This window comes from Corallococcus exercitus (assembly GCF_042231735.1).
Classification (GTDB): domain Bacteria; phylum Myxococcota; class Myxococcia; order Myxococcales; family Myxococcaceae; genus Corallococcus; species Corallococcus exercitus_B.
In genome coordinates this window covers 3,150,169-3,175,883 of record NZ_CP102577.1, presented here as the reverse complement: position 1 = coordinate 3,175,883, position 25,715 = coordinate 3,150,169, and the positions used below count along the sequence as shown (strand labels likewise).

General features: G+C 70.4%; 21 protein-coding genes. 19 read left to right on the top strand and 2 right to left on the bottom strand.

Annotated features, from left to right (window positions below; translation table 11 throughout):
* Positions 1-20 precede the first annotated feature (20 nt).
* From NR792_RS12125 to NR792_RS12115, 3 genes are all read left to right on the top strand, one after another.
* Entirely contained in the window at positions 21-1,610 is a 1,590-nt protein-coding gene (locus NR792_RS12125; RefSeq protein WP_375760209.1) for a glycoside hydrolase family 57 protein, read from the top strand.
* Positions 1,611-1,712: 102 nt separating this feature from the next.
* Positions 1,713-3,209: a trypsin-like peptidase domain-containing protein gene (locus NR792_RS12120; RefSeq protein WP_375760208.1), complete on the top strand. Its 1,497-nt coding sequence runs from the start codon at positions 1,713-1,715 to the stop codon at positions 3,207-3,209.
* A 63-nt stretch (positions 3,210-3,272) separates the two neighbouring features.
* The gene (locus NR792_RS12115) at positions 3,273-3,866 is read left to right on the top strand and encodes an SGNH/GDSL hydrolase family protein (protein ID WP_375760207.1); all 594 of its coding nucleotides are present in this window, start codon (positions 3,273-3,275) and stop codon (positions 3,864-3,866) included.
* A gap of 36 nt (positions 3,867-3,902) precedes the next feature.
* Here the strand turns inward: NR792_RS12115 and NR792_RS12110 are convergent, their stop codons facing one another.
* A complete protein-coding gene (locus NR792_RS12110) occupies positions 3,903-5,828 on the bottom strand; it encodes a diguanylate cyclase (protein WP_375760206.1) in 1,926 nt (641 codons plus the stop codon).
* Positions 5,829-6,056: 228 nt separating this feature from the next.
* On the opposite strand from NR792_RS12110, the gene pgeF reads away from it, so the two are divergent.
* The 8 genes from pgeF to NR792_RS12070 all read left to right on the top strand — a co-directional run bounded on the left by pgeF (position 6,057) and on the right by NR792_RS12070 (position 14,946).
* Entirely contained in the window at positions 6,057-6,815 is a 759-nt protein-coding gene (gene pgeF, locus NR792_RS12105; RefSeq protein ID WP_375760205.1) for a peptidoglycan editing factor PgeF, read from the top strand.
* An 82-nt stretch (positions 6,816-6,897) separates the two neighbouring features.
* Complete coding sequence (locus NR792_RS12100; RefSeq protein ID WP_375760204.1) at positions 6,898-7,755, top strand: tol-pal system YbgF family protein; 858 nt, start codon at positions 6,898-6,900, stop codon at positions 7,753-7,755.
* A gap of 26 nt (positions 7,756-7,781) precedes the next feature.
* A complete protein-coding gene (locus NR792_RS12095) occupies positions 7,782-8,999 on the top strand; it encodes a LysM peptidoglycan-binding domain-containing protein (protein ID WP_375760203.1) in 1,218 nt (405 codons plus the stop codon).
* Between the two features lie 142 nt (positions 9,000-9,141).
* Complete coding sequence (locus NR792_RS12090) at positions 9,142-10,272, top strand: DNA-processing protein DprA (protein WP_375760202.1); 1,131 nt, start codon at positions 9,142-9,144, stop codon at positions 10,270-10,272.
* Positions 10,273-10,295: 23 nt separating this feature from the next.
* The gene (gene topA, locus NR792_RS12085; RefSeq protein ID WP_375760201.1) at positions 10,296-12,890 is read left to right on the top strand and encodes a type I DNA topoisomerase; all 2,595 of its coding nucleotides are present in this window, start codon (positions 10,296-10,298) and stop codon (positions 12,888-12,890) included.
* A 166-nt stretch (positions 12,891-13,056) separates the two neighbouring features.
* On the top strand, positions 13,057-13,812 hold the full coding sequence (locus NR792_RS12080) for a MotA/TolQ/ExbB proton channel family protein (protein WP_375760200.1): 756 nt from the start codon (positions 13,057-13,059) through the stop codon (positions 13,810-13,812).
* A 28-nt stretch (positions 13,813-13,840) separates the two neighbouring features.
* Complete coding sequence (locus tag NR792_RS12075; protein WP_375760199.1) at positions 13,841-14,368, top strand: ExbD/TolR family protein; 528 nt, start codon at positions 13,841-13,843, stop codon at positions 14,366-14,368.
* A gap of 2 nt (positions 14,369-14,370) precedes the next feature.
* Positions 14,371-14,946, top strand: coding sequence for an ExbD/TolR family protein (locus NR792_RS12070; RefSeq protein WP_375760198.1), 576 nt, complete (start codon positions 14,371-14,373; stop codon positions 14,944-14,946).
* A 64-nt stretch (positions 14,947-15,010) separates the two neighbouring features.
* On the opposite strand, the gene NR792_RS12065 is transcribed toward NR792_RS12070, so the two are convergent.
* Positions 15,011-15,403, bottom strand: coding sequence for a TraR/DksA family transcriptional regulator (locus NR792_RS12065; protein WP_375760197.1), 393 nt, complete (start codon positions 15,401-15,403; stop codon positions 15,011-15,013).
* Positions 15,404-15,634: 231 nt separating this feature from the next.
* On the opposite strand from NR792_RS12065, the gene trmFO reads away from it, so the two are divergent.
* The 8 genes from trmFO to NR792_RS12025 all read left to right on the top strand — a co-directional run bounded on the left by trmFO (position 15,635) and on the right by NR792_RS12025 (position 25,667).
* Positions 15,635-16,999 carry a methylenetetrahydrofolate--tRNA-(uracil(54)-C(5))-methyltransferase (FADH(2)-oxidizing) TrmFO gene (gene trmFO, locus NR792_RS12060; RefSeq protein WP_375760196.1) on the top strand — a complete coding sequence of 455 codons (1,365 nt, stop codon included), beginning with the start codon at positions 15,635-15,637 and terminating at the stop codon, positions 16,997-16,999.
* On the top strand, positions 16,996-18,618 hold the full coding sequence (locus NR792_RS12055) for a gliding motility protein (protein ID WP_375760195.1): 1,623 nt from the start codon (positions 16,996-16,998) through the stop codon (positions 18,616-18,618). Before trmFO ends, NR792_RS12055 begins: the two co-directional genes overlap by 4 nt.
* A 103-nt stretch (positions 18,619-18,721) precedes the next feature.
* On the top strand, positions 18,722-20,998 hold the full coding sequence (locus NR792_RS12050; protein WP_375760194.1) for a kinesin: 2,277 nt from the start codon (positions 18,722-18,724) through the stop codon (positions 20,996-20,998).
* A gap of 62 nt (positions 20,999-21,060) precedes the next feature.
* A complete protein-coding gene (locus NR792_RS12045; RefSeq protein WP_375760193.1) occupies positions 21,061-21,963 on the top strand; it encodes a tyrosine recombinase XerC in 903 nt (300 codons plus the stop codon).
* 8 nt (positions 21,964-21,971) lie between these two features.
* The gene (locus tag NR792_RS12040) at positions 21,972-22,361 is read left to right on the top strand and encodes a DUF1801 domain-containing protein (protein ID WP_375760192.1); all 390 of its coding nucleotides are present in this window, start codon (positions 21,972-21,974) and stop codon (positions 22,359-22,361) included.
* Positions 22,362-22,441: 80 nt separating this feature from the next.
* Positions 22,442-22,969, top strand: coding sequence for an ATP-dependent protease subunit HslV (hslV, locus tag NR792_RS12035; RefSeq protein ID WP_120527843.1), 528 nt, complete (start codon positions 22,442-22,444; stop codon positions 22,967-22,969).
* A 12-nt stretch (positions 22,970-22,981) separates the two neighbouring features.
* A complete protein-coding gene (gene hslU, locus NR792_RS12030; RefSeq protein WP_375760191.1) occupies positions 22,982-24,379 on the top strand; it encodes an ATP-dependent protease ATPase subunit HslU in 1,398 nt (465 codons plus the stop codon).
* Positions 24,380-24,437: 58 nt separating this feature from the next.
* Positions 24,438-25,667 carry an aspartate aminotransferase family protein gene (locus NR792_RS12025; protein WP_375760190.1) on the top strand — a complete coding sequence of 410 codons (1,230 nt, stop codon included), beginning with the start codon at positions 24,438-24,440 and terminating at the stop codon, positions 25,665-25,667.
* The last annotated feature ends 48 nt before the right edge of the window (positions 25,668-25,715 follow it).

Here is a 25,715-nt window from a genome sequence, read left to right as displayed (position 1 = left end):
ACGGCTTCTCCGACCGACCTATGAGCCTGGGCTCCCTCGCGCTGGTCCTTCACGCGCACCTGCCGTTCGTCCGCCACCCTGAGTACGAGGACTTCCTCGAGGAGGACTGGCTCTACGAGGCCATCTCCGAGACGTACCTGCCGCTCCTGCGCGTGTTCGACACGCTGGTCGAGGACCGCGTCCCCTTCCGGGTGACGATGACGCTCTCGCCCACGCTGGTGTCGATGCTCAACGACGACCTCTTGCGTGAGCGCTACGCCCGGCGGCTGGACCTGCTCTGCGAGCTGGGCGCCCGCGAGGTGCACCGCACCCGCGACGACGCCACCTTCCACCCGCTGGCCGTCTTCCACCGCGACCACTTCGAATCGCTGCGCCTCGCGTACCACAACCACTACAAGCGCGACCTCGTGGCCGCGTTCCGCAGGCTCCAGGACGCGGGCCACCTGGACATCCTCACCTGCAACGCGACCCACGGCTTCCTGCCGCTGATGCAGCAGACGCCGGAGGCCGTGCGCGCCCAGGTCACCGTCGCGGCGAACCACTACCGCCAGAACTTCGGCCGCGACCCCGCCGGCATCTGGCTGGCCGAGTGCGGCTACTACCCGGGCCTGGAGCGCGTCCTCTCCGCCGAGCGCATCCGCTACTTCTTCGTCGACACGCACGCGCTCACGGACGCCACGCCCCGTCCGCTGCACGGCCCCTACGCGCCCGTCTTCACGGAGCCCGGCGTCGCCGCCTTCGCGAGAGATCCGGAGAGCAGCCAGCAGGTGTGGAGCACCGAGCACGGCTACCCCGGCGACCCCGTCTACCGCGAGTTCTACCGGGACATCGGCTGGGACCTGGACCTGGACTACATCCGGCCCTTCATCCAGCCCACCGGCGACCGCAAGAACACGGGCTTCAAGTACTTCCGCATCACCGGCAAGACGAACGACAAGCAGCCCTACAACCCGGCCGCGGCCCGCGAGCGCGCCTGGGTCCACGCGGGCAACTTCCTCTTCAACCGCGAGCGCCAGTTCGAATACCTCGCGTCGCGCATGGGCGGCCGCAAGCCCGTGGTCGTCGCGCCGTATGACGCGGAGCTCTTCGGCCACTGGTGGTTCGAGGGTCCCCACTTCATCGACGCGCTCATCCGCCAGGCCGCGCGCAACCCCAGCCGCTTCCAGCTCATCAGCCCGCTGGACGACCTGCGCGAGCACCCGGAGAACCAGGTGGCCACGCCGCCCATGTCGTCCTGGGGCGCGGGCGGCTACGCGAACATGTGGCTGGACGGGACCAACGACTGGATCTACCGGCACTTGAACCACGCCGCGCGGCAGATGGTGGAGCTGGCCCGGGACTTCCCGGACGCGTCGTCCCTCAAGCGCCGGGCCCTGAACCAGGCCGCGCGCGAGCTGCTCCTCGCGCAGTCCTCCGACTGGGCCTTCATCATGAAGACCGGCACCATGGTGGACTACGCCGTGCGCCGCACGAAGGAGCACCTGCAGCGCTTCCTCCGCCTGCACGACCAGGTGCGCGCCGGCACCGTCGACGAGGCCTGGCTATCCCACGTGGAGGCCCGCGACAACCTGTTCCCCGAGCTGGACTACCGCGTCTACCGGCCCGTTTGAACGCTCCGGGAACAGGCGGCCGGGCCGGGCGTTCACCTGGCGCCACCGGGCAATGTCGTTCCGGTTGCGGGGCTTCGTTTCCGCTTTAGGTTGAAGGAACCCATGACCCACACGCTCCCTCCGTTCCGTCGCAAGCTCGTGGCCGCCGTGCTGGTGCTGGTGTCACCCACGCTCGCGCTCGCGCAGGCCCCCGCTCCCCAGCCGTCCGCGCCCAAGACGCAGCAGGCGGCCTCCGGGCAGGCCGGCAACCTCCAGCCCGCGACGCGTGAGGCCCAGTCGCTGGCCTCGCTGGCGCCGCTGGTGGAGTCGGTGAAGTCCGCCGTGGTGAACGTGGACGTGCAGGCCCGTCCCGAAGTGCCCGAGGGCATGGAGGACAACCCCCTCTTCGACCGCTTCTTCGGGGGCAACGGGCGGGGCCGCGGCCGCGGCGATCGCGAGCAGATCCGCCAGGGCGCCGGGTCCGGCTTCATCATCGACCCCAAGGGCCTGGTGCTCACCAACAACCACGTCATCGAGGACGCGGTCACCATCACCATCCGCCTGGACGACGGCCGTTCGTTCACGGGCGAGGTGGTGGGGCGCGACCCGCTCACCGACGTGGCCGTGGTGAAGGTGAAGGAGAAGGTGGATCAGCTCCCCTCGGTGAAGCTGGGGGACTCCGACGCCGTGCGCGTCGGTGACTGGGTGCTGGCCATCGGCAACCCGTTCGGCCTGGCCTCCAGCGTGAGCGTGGGCATCCTGTCCGCGCGCGCCCGGGAGATTGGCGCCAGCGTGTACGACGACTTCCTGCAGACGGACGCGGCCATCAACCCCGGCAACTCCGGCGGCCCGCTCTTCAACATGAAGGGCGAGGTGGTGGGCATCAACACCGCCATCGTCGGCGGCGGCACGGGCATCGGCTTCTCCGTGCCCAGCAACCTCATCAAGGCGCTCCTGCCGCAGCTGGAGAAGGAGGGCTCCGTCACGCGCGGCTGGCTGGGCGTGGGCATCCAGCCGCTCACGCGCGAGCTGGGGCAGGCGCTGAAGCTGCCGGTGAGCGAGGGCGCCATCCTCACGCAGATCAACCCCGGCTCCCCCGCGGCGAAGGCCGGGCTCAAGGCGGACGACGTGGTGGTGGCCGTGGACGGCAAGCCCGTGCGCTCCGACAGCGAGCTCACCCGCACCGTGGCGCTCAAGAAGCCCAACAGCGTCACGACGCTGAGCCTCTACCGCGACGGCAAGAAGCAGGACGTCAAGGTGACGATGGGCACCCGGCCGGACCTGGAGGGGCTGACCAAGAAGAAGCCGGAGGCCGCCGACGAGCAGGACAGCTCGCGCCGCGTGGGCGTGTCCCTCCAGGACCTGGATGCCCGCACGGCGTCCCAGGCGGGCTTCACCGAGCGCGCCGGCGCGCTCATCACCGACATCGTCCCGGGCTCGCCCGCGGACCGCGCGCAGCTGGCCCCGGGCATGCTGGTGGTGGAGGCGAACCGCAAGCCCATCGCCAGCGCGAAGGAGCTGGCCGCCGCCATCCGCGCCGCGCCCAAGGGCAGCACGCTGCTCTTGCGCGTGGCCGGTCCCGGCGGCGGGCGCCTGCTGCGCGCGCTGACGGTGCCCTGAGGCCGGACGGCAGGGCTTCTGGATTCACGACAGCGGCTTGAACACGGGGGTGGACGAACGTCGATGAGCATCAACTACGTCTCGTTGGGTGACAGCACGGCGGTGGGGGTGGGGGCGTCACAGGGCGGGGGCTATCCCGACCGGCTCGCCTCCCGCCTCCGGCAGGGCGGCCTCCCCGTGGGCCATACCAACCTGGGGCAGAGCGGCGCGCGCGTGCGCGACGTCGTCAACAACGCCCTCAAGCGCGTCATCGCGTTGCAGCCCACGCTCATCACCCTGGGCGTGGGCACCAACGACATCTGGCGAGGCACCGAGGTGGCGGAGTTCCAGGACGACCTGGACCGCATCGCCCGGCGGCTGAAGCAGACCGGCGCGTCCATGGTCGTGGTGAACATCGCGGACATGGCGCTCGCGCCCATCGCGAAGATGGTGCCCAGCGCGCTGTACGAAGGGCGCATCGAGCCGTTCAACGAAGCCATCGCCTCGGTGGCCCGCGCGCACGGCCTGCACCTGGTGGACCTCTACGAGGCCAGCCGCGAGATGATCCCCCGGCGGCCGGACTTCTTCTGCTCGGACGGCTTCCACCCGTCCTCGGCGGGCTACGACGAGTGGGCGGACCTGATGCTGCCGGTGGTCCGCACGCTCGTGCAGCGGTAGGCGTCAGCGGGGCAGGGCGCTTCCCAAGCCCTGCGCTCAGGCCTTCGCGATGCCCGGGGGCGCGGGAGGCGTGGTGGGCGCGTCCGTGGGCGGCGCGGTGATGCTGCGCTCGCGGCCGGGGTGCACCTCCATGCCGGGCTCGAAGGCCGTCACCCGGTTGCGCCCCGTCCGCTTGCTGCAATAGAGCGCCGAGTCCGCGCAGTCCACCAGCATGTCCTGCGACGTCGCGTCCGTGGGGAAGTGCGAGACGCCGATGGACACCGTGACGTGCCCACCGGGCAGCCCCGGACGGTTGAGCGTGACGGCGTCCGCCACCGCGCGGCGCAGCGTCTCCGCGACCTCCACCGCCGTGGCCTTGGACACCTGCGGCAGGAGCAGCACGAACTCCTCGCCGCCGTAGCGCCCCAGCGTGTCCACCTTGCGCGCGCGCGTGCGCAGCACGTCGGAGACCCGGCGCAGCGTCTCGTCTCCGGCGCGGTGGCCGGCCAGGTCGTTGAGCCGCTTGAAGTGGTCCACGTCCACCATCAGCAGGGCCAGCGGCACGCCGAAGCGCTGGGCCCGCGCCAGCTCCAGGTCCAGCCGCTGGAAGAGGTGGCGGCGGTTGGGCACGCCCGTGAGCGAGTCCGTCAGCGTGAGCTTCACCGTCTCCGCGTGCAGGCGCGCGTTCGTCACCGCCGTCGCGGCCTGGTCCGCCACGGCGGTGAAGAGCTCGATCTCCTCCGCGGAGATGCTCGCCGTCTCCGGGCGCTGGAAGTTGATGACGCCCAGCAGGGTCTCCGCGTGCACGATGGGCACGGCCAGGAGCGTGCCCTGCTCGGAGCCGCCGCGCAGGCCGCGCCGCGCGAAGATGCTGGTGCCGTCCGACAGGTCCGGCAGGTACACCGCCTTGCGCGTCTGGGCGGCCCGGCCGCATGCGCCCTCGCCCACGGCGAAGGTGTGGCCCTCCAGGCCCCGGCCCTGCGGCCACGCGTGCTTCACCTCCAGCAGGCCCTCCTCGTTGAGGAGCATGATGGAGAAGTCGGGGATGTGCAGCCGCTCCACCACCATGCGCGTGATGCGCGACAGGAGCTCGTCCAGCTCCAGCGTGGTGTTGAGCGAGCGCGCCACGTCGTACAGCAGCGACAGCTCCCGCAGGCGCTCCTCCAGCTCGTCCTTCAGCGCCAGCTTCTCCTTCACCAGCTGGAGGTCGCGGTGCGTGTCGATCTCCTCCACCTTCATGGAGGTGAGCCGCGCGAGCATCTGGTTGAAGGCCGCGCCCAGCCGCGAAATCTCATCCGTGCCCCGCGCTTCGGCGCGCACCAGCAGGTCGCCGTCCGCCGCGCGCCCCATGGCCTCGCTCAGCCGCTTGAGCGGCGCGGTGAGCACGAAGCGCAGCGACAGCCAGGTGACGAGCGCCAGGATGCCCACGAAGAACACCATCGCGCCCAGCGCGTCCTGGAACACCGTCTGGAGCTGGCGGTGCAGCGCGGGCTCGCCCAGGCGCACCTGGAGCACGCCCATGCGCTGCGCGGCCTCGCCGGTGTGACAGCCGGAGCACTCCGGGCCGCCCAGGGGCCGCACCACCTCCGTGCCGTGCGCGCTGGAGCGCGCCGTCTCCGGCCCCGTCGCGGACAGCCGCGCGGCCTCCGGGTGCGGATGGCCCTGCTCGGCCGGCCGCCGGCTCCAGCGGATGCGCCCGTCCGGCGTCAGCACCCGCAGGTCCTCCACGGAGCGGAACAGCCGCGTGTCCGACGACAGCACGTCCGCCACCGCGCCATGCGGAGCCGCGCCCGGCGCCTGCGGCAGCGTGAAGGTGGAGGCGACGGACTCCGCCAGCGCGAGCGCCTCCAGGTGCGTGCCTTCGCGCACCGCCTGTCGTGCCTCGCGTGAGAAGTGACCCACGCCCAGGAGCGCCACCACCAACCCGGGCAGGGCGATGCTCCACAAGAGCTTCCTGCCAATCGTCTCGGAACCGAGGGCCATGTGCGGGGCGCAGTGTGCTCCGGGCCTTCGCGTTCTGTCCGCGAGTGCTGGAGTGTTGAAAATTGTCAGGGGCATGACACGCCCTGTCAAACGCATTGGCGTCGAAATATTGAACCTGGAGTGTGGTTCCCCAGCGTGTTCCTGTTTTCAGGGGCTGCACCCATGGCACGGTGGACGCCCTCCTGAAGACCGCGCCCGGAAGTCCGCCCGGGGTTAGGAAGTACGCCCATGTCCACGCCCCAGTTCCTCACGTCCGCGCTGCTGCCGGTGCCGCACGGCTTCGCCACTCGCGCGGGTGGGGTGTCCGAAGGGCCCTACGCGTCCCTGAACCTGGGCTTCTCCGTGGGCGACGAGCGCTCGCGCGTGGAGGAGAACCACCGCCGCCTGGCCCAGGCCGCGGGCGCGAAGCTGGGCGCGCTCTGCCGGGTGTCGCAGGTGCATGGCGACACGGTGCTGGAGGCGCGCGGCGAAGCCGACGAGGTGCTGCGCCCGACGCTGGGCGAGGCCGACGCCCTGTGGACGGAAGGGGAGGGGAGCTGGGTGGCGGTGGGCACCGCGGACTGCGTGCCGGTGCTGATTGTTGATCCACGCGGCCGGCGCGTGGCGGCGGTGCACTCCGGATGGAAGGGCACGGACCTGGAGATCAGCGCCCGCACGGTGGAGACGCTGGTGGCGCGGGGCAGCCGGCCGGAGGACCTGCTGGCGGCGGTGGGCCCCTGCATCCAGGCGTGCTGCTACGAGGTGTCGCCGGAGCTGGGGGACCGCTTCCGCGCGCGCTTCGGTCCGGACGTCGTCCGCGCGGGGGACAAGCCGCACCTGGACCTGCCACGCGCGGTGAAGTCCTCCCTCTTGAAGGCGGGCCTCAAGCCGGAGCACGTGGACGTGCTACAGGCCTGTACGGCGTGTGAGCGCGACCGGTTCTTCTCCCACCGGCGGGACGCGGGACGCACCGGACGTCACCTCAACTTCGTGCTGCATCGCTTCTAGCGGAGGCCCGTCAGGGTCGTTTTCTTGACGGTCTCCGACCGGCCTTCCTATCCTCGACCTGGAATCCCCTCCGTCCAGGCTCGTGCCGGTGCGTCCCTTCCTCTTCCGCCTGTTTGCCGCTGTCGCGCTGTCCGCGCCGACCGCCTGCGCCACCACCGCCGCTTCCCAGACGGAAGTGGGCCGGCTGGAGGCGGAGGTGCGCACGCTGCGCGCCGCCCAGGCGTCGCTCGTGGAGCGCCTGGAGCGGCTGGAGAACCGCGACGCCGTCTCCCGCGCCCGCTCCGTCTCCCCGGCCCCCACCGCGTCCCCGGCCACCGCCGCCAGCGCGAAGCCGGAGGCCGCTTCGCCTGAAGGCGGCGAGGCGCTGGGCATGGCCCCGGCGGAGTTGACGGTGGTGCGGCTCAAGCCGAAGAAGGACCCCGCGCCGCGCATCAACACGGCGGTGGCGGTGGTGGAGCCGGATCCGGATCAGATGGAGATGTTCATCTCCCCGGTGGAGGGCTCCTCGGGCTCGACGGGCTCCGCGACTCCCACTCGCATGGAGCCGCCGGAGAAGGATCCGGACATCCTCGACGCCGAGTACGAGCGCGCGGTGGCCATGCTGCGCACCGGCAACGTGGAGGGCGGCGTGGAGACGCTCACGCGCTTCGCGGCGGAGAACCCGCGCCACCCCCGCGCCGACAACGCCCTGTACTTCAGCGGCCTGGGCCAGATGGGGCTCAAGGACGCGGCCGGCGCGGCGAAGACGTTCGAAAAGCTCATCAAGAACTACCCCGCTGGGGATGCCGTCCAGGACGGCATGCTCCGGCTCGCGGAGTGCCGGGTGCGGCTGAACCAGGCCGTGGATGCCCGTGCCCTCTATACCCGCGTCGTCACCCAGTTCCCGGGGACGGCCGCCGCCACGCAGGCGGAGCAGCGGCTCGCCGCGCTCTCGCCTTGAGACCTTTTGTGAAAGGACGTCGTCCGATGCGCTCCCGGATCCTCGCCTCCCTGCTCGTGCCCCTCACCGTCGCGCCGGCATGGACGGCTTTCGCCCAGGACGCGCAGGAGGAGGAACCCCAGCCGGCCTCCACGGAGACGGAAGGGCAGGACATCTCCGACGACGTGGAGCAGCGCCCCACCTCCGTCACGCTCCCGCCCGGCGCCCCGCAGGGCCGTGAGAGCGCGCCCGGCCAGGTGCACACCGTGGAGACCGGCGACACGCTGTGGGACCTGTCCCAACGCTACCTGGGCAGCCCCTGGTACTGGCCCAAGGTCTGGTCCTACAACCCGCAGATCGCCAACCCGCACTGGATCTACCCGGGCAACAACGTGAAGTTCTTCCCCGGCGGCGAGGAGGTCCCCGCGCGCGTGGAAGGGGGCGACCTGCCCTCCGACGACGTGGCGGCGCCCACGGACGTGAGCGGCGGCAGCCTGGTGTCCGTGGTCGGCAAGATCGGCTACGACCCCGCCAACGCGCGCCCGGTGACGACCAAGGGCTTCGTGACGACGCGCGAGCTGGACGAGGCGGGCCGCATCGACGGCTCGGCCTCCGAGGCGCTGATGCTCTCCGCCCCGGAGAAGGTCTACCTGTCCTTCAAGAAGCGCGGCGCCGCCAAGCTGGGCGACCGCTACGTCATCTTCCACACCGTGGAAGAGGTGAAGCACCCGGTGACGAACGCGCGCACGGGCTACCTCACGGAGCTCCTGGGCACGGTGCAGGTCGTCGCCATCAACAACGACGTGGTGACCGCGCGCATCACGGAGACGTGGGACCCCATCTCCCGCGGGGACCTGGTGGGCCCCTCCAGCGAGAAGCTGTCGGAGCGCGTCGCCCCCAAGCCCAACAGCAAGGAGATCCCCGGCTACGTGCTCACGCCGATGACGCCGGGCCAGACGCTGCTGGGCGAGCACAACTTCGTCGTCGTGGACCGCGGCACCGCGGACGGCGTGCAGGTGGGCAACACCTTCACCATCGAGCGCCGCGGCGACCCGAGCCTGGATGTGCTCGGCCGCAGCGACTACAAGATGGGAGACGCCGGCAAGGGCCAGAAGGCCTACCCCTGGGAGGCCGTGGCCCAGTGCATGGTCACCGAAGTGCGTGAGCGCACCTCCAACTGCCTGCTGACCCGCTCCCTGGTGGAGGTCTCCGCCGGCGACCGCGCCACCATGCGCAAGGACGGAACGCCCACCGCCAGCCGCTGAGGACGCAGGCGGCGAACGGCAGGAATGCTGCATTCCGGCCCGCCCGGGAAGGGCGGGTCGCTTGACCCCCGAAGTTCCGGTGTTATGTGTCACGCCCCTCCCGGGACCACCTCTATATAGGTGGGAAACAGGCGGGGACGGCATGGCGGACACAGCGACGGACATCAACCCACCCTGGGACGAGCAGCGCGCCACCCTGGCGCTCTGGGCCATTGCCGGCCTGGGGCCCCGGACGCTGGCCGGCGTGCGTGCGTTCGCCGGGGGAGCGCTGGCCCGACTTGCGTCCACACCCGTGCGGGACTGGGTGGCCGACGTGCCGGTGCCTTCCACCGTCCGCCAGCGGCTGGCCGCCGTCGCATCGCTGGACACCCTGGCGTCCCGGACGGAAGAGGCCTGTGCCCGGGCGGGACTCCAGGTGGCCTTCGCGGGCTCGCCGGCCTATCCCGCCCGGCTGGTGGGGGTGGAGGACGCGCCGCCGCTGCTGTTCCACCTGGGAGACCCGGGGCCTCCCCGGCGCAGGCTGGCCATGGTGGGCAGCCGCCACCCGGACCAGGGCTTCCTGCCGTTCGCGCGCACCTTCGCCCGGAGGGTGGCGGAGGCCGGGGTGGGGGTGGTGTCGGGCGCGGCGGAGGGCGTGGACCGGGCGTGCCACTGGGGCGCGCTGGACGTGGGCGGGGAGACGTGGGCCTTCCTGGGCTCCGCGCTGGACGCGTTGGACCCCGCCCAGGCCCGGCTGCTGCCCCACTTCCTCGAGCGGGGCGGGGTGTACTTCAGCGAGCTGCCGCCCGGGGTCCGGGCGAGCACGACGACCTTCCCCCGGCGCAACCGGCTCATCGCTGGCGCGTCGGACGCGGTGCTGGTGATGCGGGCCGGGGAGGGCTCCGGGAGCCTGTACACGGCGGAGGCCGCGCGGGTGCAGGGCCGGCCGGTGTTCGCGCTGCCCGGGGACGTCTGGCAGCCGGCCGCGGCGGGCTGCAACGCCCTGCTGGCGGACGGGCGGGCCCGCGCATGCACGTCCGCTGAAACGATCTGTGCGGTGGTGGGCGTTCATCCGGTCCGTGCGGTGCCAGCGGGGCGGGATGCCGGGTGGTGGGAGGCGCTGTCGGTGGAAGCGCGCGGGGCCTATGGGCTGTTGGACCGGGTTCCCCGTTCGTTCGACGAGGTGCTCGCCGCAAGCCCGCTGTCGCCCGCGGCGCTCACGAGCGCCCTGGTGGAGTTGGAATTGTCGGGGCTGGTGGTCCAGCACCCGGGTAAACGGTACGAGAAGGTTTAGAGGCAGTTCGAGGTAGGAGAGCCATGGCCACGCGGAAGAAGACACAGGCGGCGCAGACGGACGCGACGGCGGAGGAGACGCCCAAGAAGGCGGCCTCGAAGAAGCCGGCGGCCAAGAAGGCCGCCAAGAAGAAGACGGCGGCGAAGAAGACCACCGCCAAGAAGAAGACGGCGGCCCGCCGCCGTGGCGCGGACGGCGACGAACTGCCCACCGTGGACGCGGATGCGGACGCGGAAGAAGAAGTGCCCGAGCGTCGTGGCAAGGGCCCGCACTACCTGGTGGTGGTGGAGTCTCCCGCCAAGGCGAAGACCATCAAGAAGTACCTGGGCTCCGGCTACACGGTGAAGGCGTCCGTGGGGCACGTGAAGGACCTGCCCAAGAGCAAGATTGGCGTCGACGTGGAGGACGACTTCAAGCCCGAGTACACGGTCATCAAGGGCAAGGAGAAGGTCCTCAACGAGCTGAAGAAGATGGCCAAGACGGTGGACCGCGTCTTCCTGGCGACGGACCCCGACCGCGAGGGCGAGGCCATCGCCTGGCACATCAAGGAGGAGCTGGGCCACCCGGACTCGCTCCGGGTGACCTTCAACGAGATCACCAAGCGCGCCGTGCAGGACGCCATCGCGCAGCCGCGTGAGCTCAACCAGGACAACTACGACTCGCAGCAGACCCGCCGCATCCTCGACCGGCTCGTCGGCTATCAAATCTCGCCGTTGCTCTGGAAGAAGATCCGCCGCGGCCTGTCCGCCGGCCGCGTGCAGTCCGTCGCGGTGCGCCTGATCGTGGAGCGCGAGGCGGAGATCAAGGCCTTCCAGCCGGAGGAGTACTGGACGCTGGACGCGCTGGTGCAGGGCCCGCAGGGGCCGCCGCCCTTCAAGGCGAAGCTGTCCCGCGTGGACGGCAAGAAGGTGGAGCTCAAGGACCGCGCCACCACGGACGCGCTCGTCGCGGAGCTGAAGGACTCCCCCTTCACCGTGACGAAGGTGGACCGCAAGGAGCGGCGCCGCAACGCGCCCGCGCCCTTCATCACCTCCAAGCTCCAGCAGGAGGCGGCGAACCGGCTGCACTTCACCGCAAAGAAGACGATGACGCTGGCGCAGAAGCTGTACGAAGGCGTGCCGCTGGGTGAGGAGGGCCAGACGGCGCTCATCACGTACATGCGCACGGACTCCACGCGTCTGTCCGACGACGCCGTGACGCAGGTGCGCGAGTTCATTGGCCAGAAGTACGGCGCGGACTACCTGCCGCCGGAGCCCATGGTCTACAAGAGCCGCAAGAGCGCCCAGGACGCGCACGAGGCCATCCGGCCCACGTCCCTGGAGTACCCGCCCGAGCGCGTGCGTCCCTTCTTCGACGCCATGGACGAGCTGGACATGTTCCGGCTCTACGAGCTCATCTGGAACCGCTTCGTCGCGTGCCAGATGAAGCCCGCCGTGTATGACCAGACGGCCGCGGACATCACCGCGGGCCGCGCCACCTTCCGCGCGTCCGGCAGCACCCTGAAGTTCCCCGGCTACCTGGGCGTCTACGGCGCCGGCCTCACGCCGGAAGAGGAGTCCGAGCGCGACAAGGCCAAGGCCGCCGGTGAAGAGGGCGCCGAGGACGTGGTGGGCGAGCTGCCCCCGCTCAACGAGGGCGAGGTGCTGACGCTGGACAAGCTGCTCAACGAGCAGCACTTCACCCAGCCGCCCCCGCGCTTCAGCGAGGCCACGCTGGTGAAGGAGCTGGAGGAGCGCGGCATCGGGCGTCCGTCCACGTACGCGGCCATCCTCTCCAACATCCAGGACAAGAAGTACGTGGAGAAGCTGGAGAGCCGCTTCCGTCCCACGGACCTGGGCCAGATGACCAACGAGCTCCTGGTGAAGCACTTCCCCCATGAGCTGGACGTGTCCTTCACGGCCAGCATGGAGGAGAAGCTGGACCAGATCTCCGACGGCGGCGCGTCCTGGAAGACGGTGCTGCACGACTTCTACGGGCCCTTCAAGGAGACCCTGGAGAAGGCCGAAGCGGAGATGCGCGACGTCAAGCGCGAGGAGATCAAGACCGACATCGCCTGCGAGAAGTGCGGCAACCCGTTCGTCATCAAGTTCGGGAAGATGGGTCACTTCCTCGCGTGCTCGAACTACCCCGACTGCAAGAACACCAAGGACTTCAAGCGGGACGCCGAAGGCAAGATCGTCATCGTGGAGGAGGAGACCACGGACGAGAAGTGCGAGAAGTGCGGCAAGCCCATGGTGATCAAGCGCGGCCGGTTCGGGCGCTTCATGGCGTGCTCGGGCTACCCGGACTGCAAGACGTCCAAGCCCATCTCCATCGGCGTCAACTGCCCGGAGTGCAAGGTGGGCTACCTCACCGAGCGCCGCAGCGGACGCGGGAAGATCTTCTTCGGCTGCAACCGGTACCCGGAATGCAAGTTCGCCGCGTGGGACCGGCCGCTCGCGGAAGCCTGCCCGCAGTGCGCGTCGCCCTACCTCCTCCAGAAGTTCTCCAAGCGGGATGGCGCCTACATCGCCTGCCCGAACAAGGAGTGCGACTACCGCCGCGAGGTGGTGGAGCCAGCCATTCCGGGGGCTTCCGTGGAGGCCGCGCCTGCTCCCACGCCCACCGTGGAAGCCTGAGCGCAAAAGCCCAGTCATTCCAGGGGGGTACGCTCGGCCCCCTGGCTTGACACCCTCGCGGGCGAAGCCCTAGAAGTCCGGATTGCTCCCGGCCCGTGATCGCAGCCTCCTGCCCGCTTGGCGGCAGGGGTGCGCGCGGGGGGCAGCGAAAGGACGCGGTCCCGCGATGATTCCCTCCCTGAACGAGTTGCTGCGCGTGGTGGTGGCCGAGGCCGCCCCCGCCGCGGCGGGCCATGCTTCTTCTGGAGGCCTGGGGGACTTCATCGTCGGCGCGTTCAAGGCCGGCGGCCCGTTCATGTTCGTGAACCTGTTCTGGCTGGCCGCGTCCGTGGCCGTCATCGGCGAGCGCGCGGTGACGCTGCTCTTCCGCTACCGCCTGAACGCGACGGCGTTCATCGAGCAGGTCCACAAGATGGTCCGCGGCGGCAACCTGGACCGCGCGGTGAAGTTCTGCGGCATGGCGCCGCGCTCGCCCCTGGCCCGCGTCATCCGCGCGGGGCTCATCAACGCGAACCGCGGTGAGCTGGAGGTGGCCAAGGCGGTGGAGGAGGCGCTGGCGGAGTACACGCCGCACGTCTCGCGCCGCGTGCAGTGGCTGTGGTCGCTCGCGAACATCGCGACGCTGGTGGGCCTGGTGGGCACCATCGTGGGCCTCATCGGCACCTTCCGCGCGCTGGGCAACGTGCCGGCGGAGCAGAAGCAGGCGCTGCTCTCCAACGGCATCTCGGAGGCCATGTACAACACGGGCTTCGGCCTCTCCATCGCGGTGCTCTGCATCGTGGCGCACCTGTTCTTCAGCAACTACGCCAAGAACATGGTGGAGCTGGTGGAGCTCAACGCGCTGAAGCTGGAGAACCTGCTGTCGCGCCGGGGCTCGCTGGAAGTCGTCCCCGCGGACTCCGACGTCCGCGCCGCGTCGTAAGCGCCGCCGCAAGGGCACCGGACCCGCCATGGCGTTCCACTACTCGCGCCGCAAGCTGAAGCCGAGGGAAGAGGAAGAGGGGGGCGAGCTGAACATCGTCCCGTACCTCGACATCCTCATGAACCTCATCATCTTCATGCTGCTGTCCATCACCGGCCTCACCGCCTTTGGCGCGCTCAACGTGAACGCGCCCAGCTACGGCGCCACGGCGGGCGCGGGGCAGGGGGACGCGGACGCCCCCAAGCTGAACCTGTCCGTGCTGATCTCCCACAAGGGGCTCTTCGTCCGGGGCGACAGCCCGGAGGCCGCGCCCGCGGAGGGTGGGGCGCCCACGGTGCCGGTGCGCGCGGACGGCACGCACGACTACGCGGCGCTCACCGAGCGGATGGTGAAGCTCAAGGCCGCCTTCCCGCGGGAGACGAAGGTCATTGTCGCGGCGGATCCGGACATCCCCTACGAGGCGCTGATCCAGACGATGGACGCCCTGCGTGAGACGCCGGGCACCGTCGCCGAGCGCAAGCTGCTCTTCCCCGACGTCACCCTGGGCGTCCTCTAGCCATGGCCGAAACCGCGCCCCTGTCCGCCGAAGAAGCCGAGCAGCTCGCGCGCATGCGCTACCGCCGGGCCCTCACGCGCAAGAAGCGCAAGGAGCGCGAGGCCGCCAGCGAGGTGAAGGAGCTCAACATCACCGCGATGATGGACATGATGACCATCATCCTGGTGTTCCTCCTGAAGTCCTTCGCGTCGTCCTCGGCGGCCATCACCGCGTCGGAAGACGTCCGGCCGCCGGTGTCCTCCACGCGCGCCACGCCCAAGGACACGGTGGCCATCACCATCACCCCCAAGAACATCCTGGTGGGGGACAAAGAGGTGGTGCGGCTGAAGGACGGCCGCATCCCGGAGTCCCAGCTGCAGGGGCGCCTGGTGGCGGGGCTGGACGCGCAGCTGAAGAAGGAAGTGCAGAAGCTCAAGTACATCGAAGAGCGCAACCCGGCGGCGCCCTTCACCCACGAGCTGTCGGTCATCGCGGACAAGATGGTCCCGTACGACCTGCTGCTCACGGTGCTCTACACGGCGGGCGAGAACGAGCTGCAGAACTACCGCTTCATCGTGCTCCAGCGCGACAGCGAGTAGCCGCCGGACACACGACTCCCCCGCGCGGGATGGACGCACGGGGGAGGGCTTTGACGGCTTCGCTCTAGAGGGACAGGCTGCCCGTGTGGCGCGCGGCCTCGCGCGTCTCCTGCTCGTGCAGGGCGGCGTCCTCCTCGCAGCGGATGGCGAAGGGCATGGCCTCCAGCCGGTCCAGGGAGATTTCGTTGCCGCAGTCCACGCACTCGCCGAACACGTCGTTGTCCATGCGGCTCAGGGCGGCGTCGATGAGCATGATCTCCCGGCGCTGCGCTTCAATCAGCGTGGACAACGTGTAGTCCGCCAGCTCCGCCTGCGCCTGTTCCTCGTACTCGGGGTCCCGCTCCTGATCCTTCAGCGCGGCCAGCTCGCGGCGGGCGCCCGCCTGGGCGGTCTCGGTCGTCCTGCGGCGCTCCTGCAGCAGGCCTCGGATCTTCAGCAAGTCTTGGGTTCGGCTCATGGCTGCGTCACTCCCATCCCGGATTCGCGGTTGAAGGGCGCTCGCCCGGACGCTTCCTCGTCCCGAGCGAAGACCGCGAGAAACCTAGGGTTGGATCCGGGGTGGGGAAACCTCGCCTCCCATTCCGCACGCATGGTGGGACGCAGGGCAGGCGGGCGGACGTGAAAGGGCGTGGCCTCTCTGCTAACAGGGCCCTTTGGGCACCCGGTACGAGGGGGCCCGGAGGCATGCATGTCGGACGTGAAGCAGCAGCGGGTGACGGTGATTGGCGGCGGCCTGGCGGGGACGGAGTGCGCGTTCCAGCTGGCGCGGCGCGGCGTGCCGGTGGTGCTGCGGGAGATGAAGCCGCAGAAGCGCTCCCCCGCGCACAAGTCGGACACCCTCGCGGAGCTGGTGTGCAGCAACTCGCTGCGCTCGGACAACCCGGAGAGCGCCATTGGCCTCTTGCACGCGGAGCTGCGCGCGCTGGGCTCGCTGGTGCTCTCCAGCGCGGACCTGCACCGCGTGCCCGCGGGCGACGCGCTGGCGGTGGAGCGCGAGGGCTTCTCGCGCGAGATCACCACCCGGCTCGTGTCCGGCGCGGGCGTGGAGCTCCTGGGCGGTGAGGTGGAGAAGCTGCCGGAGGATGGCGTGGTGGTGGTGGCGACGGGGCCGCTGACCTCGGAGGCGCTCACGGCGGACCTGGAGCGCCACGTGGGCACGAAGCTCTACTTCTACGACTCCATCGCGCCCATCCTGTCCGGGGACTCCATCGACATGGAGATCGCCTTCCGCCAGAGCCGCTACGGCAAGGGCGGCGGGGATGACTACCTCAACCTGCCCATGACGAAGGACGAGTACTACCGCTTCGTCCACGAGGTGAAGGCCGGCCAGAAGGTGGTGCCGCACAGCTTCGAGGAACCGAAGTACTTCGAAGGGTGTCTGCCCATCGAGGTGATGGCGGAGCGCGGAGACGACACGCTGGCCTTCGGGCCGCTCAAGCCGGTGGGGCTGAAGGACCCGCGCACGGGGACGGACCCGTACGCGGTGGTGCAGCTGCGCATGGAGGACCGGGCGGGCACGGCCTGGAACATGGTGGGCTTCCAGACGCGTCTGACGTGGGGTGAACAGAAGCGCATCTTCAGCACGTGCATCCCGGGCCTGCAGAATGCGGAGTTCCTGCGGATGGGGCAGATCCACCGCAACACGTTCATCGACTCGCCCCGCCTGCTGGCGGAGGACCTGTCGTTGAAGACGGAGCGGCGGGTGTTCTTCGCGGGACAGGTGACGGGCGTGGAGGGCTACGTGGAGAGCGCGGCGTGCGGCTACATGGTGGCGCTGGCGGTGCACGCGCGGCTGACGGGCACCCCGTTCGTGCCGCCCCCGGCGACGACGGCGCTGGGGTCGCTGTACCGGCACCTCACCGGGGAAGCGCACCCGCCGGATCATCCGCACCAGCCCACCAACGTCATCTACGGCCTGTTCCCGCCCCTGTCGGGACGGATGAAGAAGGCGGACAAGCGCGCGGCCTACTCGGCGCGGGCGAAGCAGGACCTGGCGGCCTGGCTGCCACTCGCGGGCGTTGTCGCCCAGACGGAAGGACAGACGAGCGCATGAAGCGACCTGGGATGGTGGGCCTGCTGGCCCTGCTGGCGTTGTCGGGGTGCAAGAAGGGCGAGGACAACAACGCGCCGCCCTCCCAGCGCAGCGCCGCGCAGGGCGACACGGTCCGCAGCGCGGCGAAGGGCACCTCGGTGGTGGGCGGGCAGGGGCAGTTGCTCGTGCCGGGGCGCGCGGCGGACCTGCGCCTGTCGCCGGACGGGCAGTACGCCTCGTTCCTGCTCAACGGGCAGAAGCCCCGGCTGGACGGCATTCCGCCGCAGATGCTGGTGGGCTCGCTGTACGTCGTGCCGGTGACGGGCGGCAACGTGCGCGCGCTGGGCGACGGCGTGACGAACGTGCCGGGCAGCCTGCTGTTCTCCCAGGACTCGAAGCACCTCCTGTACGTGACGGGCTACAACCCGGCCTCGCAGTCCGGCGAGCTGAACGTGCTGTCGCTCGCGGACATGGCCGCGGAGCCGGTGAAGCTGGGCACGGCGGTGAGCTACCTCTTGCCGTCCCCGGATGGCCTGCACGTGGCCTTCGTGGACGCGGGCACGCTGAAGCTGGGCAAGCTGCCGCAGGGGCCGTTCCAGGACGTGGCGGGCGAGGTGAGCACCGCGCAGTTCACGCCGGACGGCAAGACGCTGCTCTTCAAGCGCCGGCTGTCGGCGGCGGGCGGACTGGCGGCGGTGACGGTGGGCTCCAACGAGCCGCCGCGCAAGCTGGCGGATCAGGTGGGCGACTACCAGGTGTCCTCCGACGGCAAGCACGTGGCCTACCAGGTGCGCAGCGAGGCCGTGCGCGGGATGTATGACCTGTACCTCGCGGACGTGCCCGCGCTGAAGGGCACGAAGCTGGCGACGGGCACGAAGAACTTCGGCTTCTCGCCGGATGGCCAGTGGCTGGCGCGCACGGAGAACGGCAAGCCGGAGCAGCTGGGGGACCTGCACGTGGGCCCGGCGTCCGGAGGCCCGGGGCGCAAGGTGGGCGAGGCCGTGGAGGAGATGGCGTTCGCGCCGGACTCCAAGGCGGTGGCCTTCCTGGAGAAGTACGACCAGCCGTCGCGCGCGGGCTTCCTCGCGGTGGCGTCGCTGCCGGACGGCGCGCCCAAGCGCGTGGGGGACCGGGTGCCCAACTTCGTGTGGGGCTCGGACAGCCGCTACGTGGCGTTCCTGTCGCGCTTCGTGAAGCCGGTGTTCTCCGTGGACCTGATGCTGTACGCGCTGGGCCAGGAGAAGGCGGAGAAGGTGCAGCCGGGCGTGTTCGGCTACGGCTTCGCGCCGAACAACAGCGCGGTGGTGTTCCGCACCAACTGCATCCGCAACGGCCGCGCGTGTGACTTCAAGGCCGTGGCCCTGGGCGAGAAGCAGGCCGAGGCGAAGACGTGGCTGCAGGGCATCTTCAGCTACAAGATCTCCGAGGACGGCGCTCGCGTGCTCGCGACGTACGCGCGCATGGACTCGGACACCTACGACGTGGCCGTGTACGACGTGAAGTCGGGGGCGCGCAAGACGCTCGACCAGGGCGTGCAGGTGCCCGTGTACTTCGCGGGCAAGGACGACGCGCGGGCCGTCTACATCATCGGCCAGGGGCAGAACCCCGGCGTGTACAGCGCCGTCGCCGCCGCGCAGTAGGGGCTGACCCAGGGAAGGGAGGGCCGCGAGGCCTTCCTTCCCGGGAGTGGCCGGACGTTGAGGCGTGCACACCCGGACGGGGTGTGCTGTCTTCGCGCGCTGAATGGCACAGCTCGTCTATCGCCGCTATGGCGGCTCGCTCCAGGTCGACATCCCCGACTTCAACACCCTCACCGAAGCGGTGAGGATTCCCGCCACGCAGTGGATGGCGCTCGCGTGCCCCATGGAGGGCATCGCGTGTGATCCGCGCTTCCTCGCGCTGATGGACGCGGACGGCAACCGCCGCATCCGGGTGGAGGAGCTGCGCGCCGCGGTGGACTGGACGGCGGCGCGGCTGAAGGACCGCAAGGGCGCGGACGCGGGCAGCGACGTGCTGGAGCTGGCGGCGCTCTCCGACACGGCATCCAACCTCAAGGGCGCGGCGGAGCTGGTGCTGCGCACGCTCAACGCGCCGGACACCACGCGCCTGTCGCTGGAGCAGCTGCGCACCAGCGACAAGGCGCTGCGCGACGCGGGCAAGAACGGCGACGGCATCATCGCGCCGGTGTCGCTGCCGGAGCGGCTGCGGCCCCTGGCCCAGTCCATCATCGCGGCCTTCCCGCCGCTGACGAACCGCGCGGGCCTGGCGGGCGTGGACGTGGGCCTGGTGAAGCGCTTCCGCGAGGAGCGCGCGGCGCTGCTCACGCACCTGGGCGGCCGGGACGCCGTGTTCACCTGGGGCACGGCGAGCCTGGAGCAGGCGAAGCGCGTCCACGACGTGGCGCCGCTCCTGGAGGGCTACTTCGTGCAGTGCCGGCTGGTGGCCGCGCAGCCGGAGGCCGCCGCCAGCCTGCGCCTGCGCGCGGACCGCGTGGAGGGCGCGCTGGGCGACCTGGGCGCCATGGGCAAGGCCGCGAACGAGCTGCCCATCGCGCCGCCGGATCCTTCTGGCGTGCTGGTGTGGGCGCGGCTGTACCGCGGCGCCGGCTACGAGAAGCTGGAGGCCTTCCACCAGGAGGTGGCGACGCCGCTCCTGGGCGACGGCGTGAAGCTGACGGACACGGCCTGGCGCGAGCTGTCCGCGAAGGCGGAGGCCATCCTCGGCTGGCAGGCGAAGCGCGACGCGAGCGCGCTGCACGCGGTGGCGGACACGCTGGGCGCGGTGTCCGACGAGGACCTGGACGCGATTGAAGCGGTGAGCCGCGAGGACCTGTCGCTCAAGCCCACGCTGGACGTCATCGCGGAGCTGGAGCGGCTGGTGCTGTACCAGCGCTGGCTGCTGGTGTTCTCCAACAACTTCATCAGCATGCCCAGCCTGTACCTGCCCAAGCGGCGGGCGCTGATGGAGAAGGGCACGCTCATCCTGGCGGGGCGCAAGTACACGCTGTCCGTGCTGGTGACGGACCGCGCGGCGCACTCGGCGCTGACGGGGCAGGGGACCACCTGCATCCTCTACGTGAAGGTGATGCCCCGGGACGCGGCGGATGCCTACGAGGTGGCGGTGCCCGTCACCGCCGGGCGCAGCACGGAGCTCGTCGTGGGCAAGCGCGGCGTGTTCTACGACGTGGACGGCAAGGAGAGCGACGCCATCGTCACGCAGGTCGTCCGCCAGCCCGTGTCGCTCTGGGAGTCGATGACCATGCCGTTCATGCGCATCGGCGCGTTCATCACCAGCAAGGTGGAGGGGCTGGCCGCTTCCGGTGAGAAGGACTTCGATGCCTCGCTGGAGTCCGGCTACAAGCAGACGGTGACCGCGCCTCCGCCCTCTTCAGCTCCGGCCCCGGCTCCCGCGGGTGCGGCGCCCTCGGCGGCTCCGGCGGGTGGCGGCATCGCGGGCGTGCTCGCGGCGGGCGGCATCGCGTTCGCGGCGCTGGGGTCGTCGCTGGCGTTCATCCTCACGCAGGTGAAGTCGCTCACGCTGGTGGACGTCATCACCGCGGCCACCATCCTGGCCATCGTGGTGATGGCGCCCGCGGGGTTGCTCGGGTGGCTGAAGCTGCGCCGGCGCAACCTGGCGCTGCTGCTGGAGGGCTCCGGCTGGGCGCTCAACGACCGGCTGATGCTCACCCGGGGCGTGGCGACGCTCATCACCCGCAAGCCGAAGCTGCCCAAGGGCGCGCGCGTGGACCACGTGGACCTGGTGCGCGGGGCGCTGCGCCACACGCAGGACGACGACGAGGCCGAGCGCATGTCGCTGGGGGCCCGCCTGGGCCTCACGCTGCTCATCCTCTTCGTGCTGGGCTGGCAGGTGCGCGTGCCCGTCACGGAGTGGCTGTGCACGTACCACTGGCTGTCCGAGGACGCCTGCCGCGTGCTCCTGCCCAAGCTGGTGCCCACCGAGCTGCCGGCGGGGGCCGTTCCCGTGGTGCCCGTCACGCCCGCTCCGGCGCCCGCGAAGTAGGCGGGCTCGCGGAGCGACGCGAATCTTGCGAGGCTCGGGGAGGCCCCTAGGCTTCCCCGACCATGTCGACCCTGTCCCCGCTGCTGGCGCAGTTCAAGGACCACCTCGAAGGCGAGAAGGGCGCATCCCCTCACACGGTGCGCAACTACCTCATCGACCTGGTGGACTACGAGCGCTACCTCGTGGAGCGGATGAAGCTGTCGCTGCTGGCGGGCTCGCACGCGGCCATCCGCGGCTACCTGGGCACGCTCAGCGTGGACCACGCGCCCTCCAGCCGCGCGCGGCGGCTGGCCAGCATCAAGTCGTTCTACAAGTACCTCGTGCGGCAGAAGCTCCTGTCCGCCAGCCCCGCCAAGCTGGTGAAGAGCCCGAAGCTTCCGAAGTCGCTGCCCAAGGTGCTGCCAGTGGAGGAGGTCTTCGCCATCCTCGACATGCCGGACGTGGACACCGTGCTGGGGCTTCGCGACAAGGCCATCCTGGAGATGCTGTATGGCGGCGGCCTGCGCATCAGCGAGCTGTGCGGCCTGGACCTCCTGGGCGTGGAGCGCGGCAGCCGCATCGTCCGGGTGATGGGCAAGGGCAGCAAGGAGCGGCTGGTGCCGCTCAACGCGAAGGCCATCCAGTCCCTGGAGGCGTACCTGAAGCGGCGCGGCGAGCTGCTGGCGAAGGTGCATGACGGGCAGGATCCGCAGGCGCTGTTCCTCAACTTCCGCGGCGGGCGCCTCACGCCCCGGAGCATCGCGCGGCACCTGGACGCGTACGTGCTCAAGCTGGCCCTGGCGCGCAAGGTGAGCCCGCACGCGATGCGCCACTCGTTCGCCACGCACCTCCTGGGCGGCGGCGCGGACATCCGCAGCATCCAGGAGCTGCTGGGCCACGCGAGCCTGTCCACCACGCAGAAGTACACCCACGTGACCTTCGAACAGCTGCAAGAGGTCTACGACGCCGCGCACCCGCGCGCGTGAGGCAGGGCATGACGAACCGCGCTGACGAAGTCGAACAGTTCATGGCCGAGCTCGAGCACCCGCTGAAGGCGGAGATTGCCGCCGTGCGCACGGCCATCCTGGCCTCCGACGCCAGCATCACCGAGCGCATCAAGTGGAAGGCGCCCAGCTTCGTCCACTCGGGCGATGACCGCGTCACGTTCCGCCTGGCCCCCAAGGGCATCTTCCAGGTCATCCTCCACCGGGGCGCGAAGGTGAAGGACACGAAGGGCTTCGCCTTCGAGGACGACTCGGGGCTGGTGGAGTGGCTGGCGCCGGACCGGGGCGTCGTGACGCTGCCAGACGCGAAGACCGTGAAGGCGAAGAAGGCCGCCCTGGTGAAGCTGGTGGGCCGCTGGATGAAGGCGACCGCGACCTGAGCGCGTCCCCAGGGTGAGGGAGCGGACAGCCGGGCGGTTTTTCCAAGTCCGGAGCGGTCCGGCTTGTTAAACCCCCGGTCATGTTCCACGGCACCACCATCCTCTGCGTCCGCCGCGAAGGGAAGGTCGTCATCGCGGGCGACGGTCAGGTCAGTCTCGACAAGACCATCATGAAGAACACGGCGCGCAAGGTGCGCCGCATCGGCGACGGTCAGGTCATCGCCGGCTTCGCGGGCAGCACCGCGGACGCGTTCACGCTCTTCGAGCGCTTCGAGGCCAAGTTCAAGGAGCACCAGAAGAACCTGGCCCGTGCCTGCGTGGAGCTGGGGAAGGACTGGCGCACCGACCGCTTCCTCCGCCGCCTGGAGGCGCTGCTCATCGTCGCGGACAAGGAGAAGACCTTCATCCTCTCCGGCGCGGGCGACATCATCGAACCGGACCACGGCATCGCCGCCGTGGGCTCCGGCGGCCACTACGCGCTGGCCGCCGCGCGCGCCCTCCAGGCGCACTCGCAGCTGTCCGCGCGGGACATCTGCACGCAGGCCATGGCCATCGCCGCGGACATCTGCGTCTACACGAACTCCAACGTCACCTACGAAGAGCTCTGAGAGGACCGCCCCTTGGCCGAATCGCGCAAGTTGTCCGCCTTCACGCCTCGCGAGGTCGTCAGCGAGCTGGACCGCTACATCGTCGGGCAGAACGACGCCAAGCGCGCCGTCGCCATCGCGCTGCGCAACCGGTGGCGCCGCCAGCAGGTGCCGGACGACCTGCGGGATGAGATCTACCCGAAGAACATCATCATGATTGGCCCCACCGGCGTGGGGAAGACGGAGATCGCCCGCCGCCTGGCGAAGCTGTCCCAGGCCCCGTTCGTGAAGGTGGAGGCCAGCAAGTTCACGGAAGTGGGCTACGTGGGCCGCGACGTCGAGTCGATGATCCGCGACCTGGTGGAGGCGGCCATCGCGCTGGTGCGCGAGGAGGAGACGGAGAAGGTCAAGCCGCGCGCGGAGGAGCTGGCCGAGGACCGCTTGATGGACCTCATCAAGAACGGCGGGCAGGCGCGCACGACGACGTCGCCGCCGTTCGGCTTCTCGCCCCCGCCCACCCCCGCGCCCTCGCCGCTGGGCGACAGCGAGCGGGAGAAGCTGCGCGCCCAGCTGCGCGCCGGCACGCTGGATGATCAGACCGTGGAGGTGGAGACCAGCGAGAGCTCGCCCACCTTCATGCGCAACTTCAGCGGCCAGGGCATGGAGGAGATCGGCGTCAACCTCCAGGACCTCTTCAAGAACATGCCGGGCATGAAGAACACCCGGAAGCGCAAGCTGCGCGTGCCGGAGGCGCTCCAGGTGCTGCGCGCGGAGGAGGCGCAGAAGCTGGTGGACCCGGACCGCGTCCAGCGCGAGGCCGTGGCGCGCGCCGAGTCCAGCGGCATCGTCTTCATCGACGAGATTGACAAGATCGCCAGCCGCGAGGGCGGCAAGGGCGGCGGGGGCCCGGACGTCTCGCGCGAAGGCGTCCAGCGCGACATCCTGCCCATCGTGGAGGGCTCGGCCGTCAACACGAAGTACGGCCAGGTGAAGACGGACCACATGCTCTTCATCGCCGCGGGCGCGTTCCACGTCTCCAAGCCGTCGGACCTCATCCCGGAGCTCCAGGGCCGCTTCCCCATCCGGGTGGAGCTGGAGGCGCTGTCCGGCGAGGACCTGGTGCGCATCCTGCGCGAGCCCAAGAACTCGCTCATGCGCCAGTACACCGCGCTGCTCGCCACGGAGGGCGTGCGCCTGTCCTTCACCGACGACGCGGTGGCGGAGATCGCCCGCATCGCCCAGCAGGCCAACGAGCGCACGCAGAACATCGGCGCCCGGCGGCTGCACACCGTGCTGGAGCGCCTGCTGGACGAGGTGTCCTTCACGGCCAGCGAGCTGGGCCCTCGCGACTTCCAGGTGGACGCCGCCTACGTGCGCGAGCGGCTGGGCGCCATCGTCCAGGACGAGGACTTGTCGCGCTACATCCTCTAGCGCGCTAGGGTCCGCCGCGTTGGCCCACCTCGTCATCCGAAGAGAGAGGTACACCACCTTGTCGCAACCGCCGCCGTCCCCCGCCTCCGCCCCTGGCAACGCGCCCCTCATCCAGAAGGCGAAGCAGCACCTGCTGCAGAACTACAAGCAGCAACCCATCGCGCTGGTGCGAGGGCAGGGCACCCGGGTGTGGGACGCGGATGGCAACGGCTACCTGGACTGCATCGGCGGCATCGCCGTCTGCGCCCTGGGCCACTGCCACCCGGAGGTGGTCGCGGCGGCCAAGGCGCAGCTGGACACGCTGTGGCACGTCTCCAACGCCTTCTACTCGCAGCCGCAGATAGACCTGGCCGAGCAGCTCACCGCCTGGGCCGGGCTGCCGCGCGCGTTCTTCTGCAACTCCGGCGCGGAGGCCAACGAGGCCCTCATCAAGCTGACGCGCAAGGTGATGAAGGACCGCGGCACGCCGGAGCGCTTCGAGATCCTCTCCTTCGAGAAGGGCTTCCACGGCCGCACGCTGGCCACCGTCACCGCCACCGGCCAGCCGAAGTACCACGCCGGCTTCGAGCCGCTGCCCCAGGGCTTCCGGCACCTGCCCTACGGTGACGTGGACGCGGTCCGCCGCGCCGTCGGCCCCAACACCGCCGCCATCCTGGTGGAGCCCATCCAGGGCGAGGGCGGCGTGCGCCTGGCGCCCCCGGGCTTCTTCCAGGGCCTGCGCGCCCTCTGTGACGAGCGGGGCCTGCTGCTGCTCGTGGACGAGGTCCAGACGGGCATGGGCCGCACCGGCCAGCCCTTCGGCTTCATGCACCACGGCATCCGGCCGGACGCCATCAGCCTGGCCAAGGCGCTGGGCAACGGGCTGCCCATCGGCGCCATGCTGTGCCGCGAGGAGCTGGCGGTGAGCCTCTCCCCGGGCACCCACGGCTCCACCTTCGGCGGCAACCTGGTGTCCGCCGCCGCGGGCAATGTGGTGATGCGGCTCTTGCGCCAGCCCGGCTTCCTGGCGGACGTGCAGGCGAAGGGGGAGCACTTCCTCGCCGGAGCGCGCGCGCTCCAGGCCTCGCTGCCCGAAGGCCGCATCCAGGCCGTGCGCGGTCAGGGGCTGCTCCTGGGCGTCGAGCTGGACCGGGAGGTCGCCCCCGTCATCGCGAAGCTGCGCGAGGCCGGCCTGCTGGTGAACGCCGCCGGGGACACCACGCTGCGCTTCGCCCCGCCCCTCATCATCTCCCAGAAGGAACTGGACGAAGCGCTGGGCATCCTCCAGCGTGTCCTCTCCACGCTGTAAAAGGGGGAGGGGCCCCTCGGACCCGGGAAGTTTGACGCCCCTCTTCCC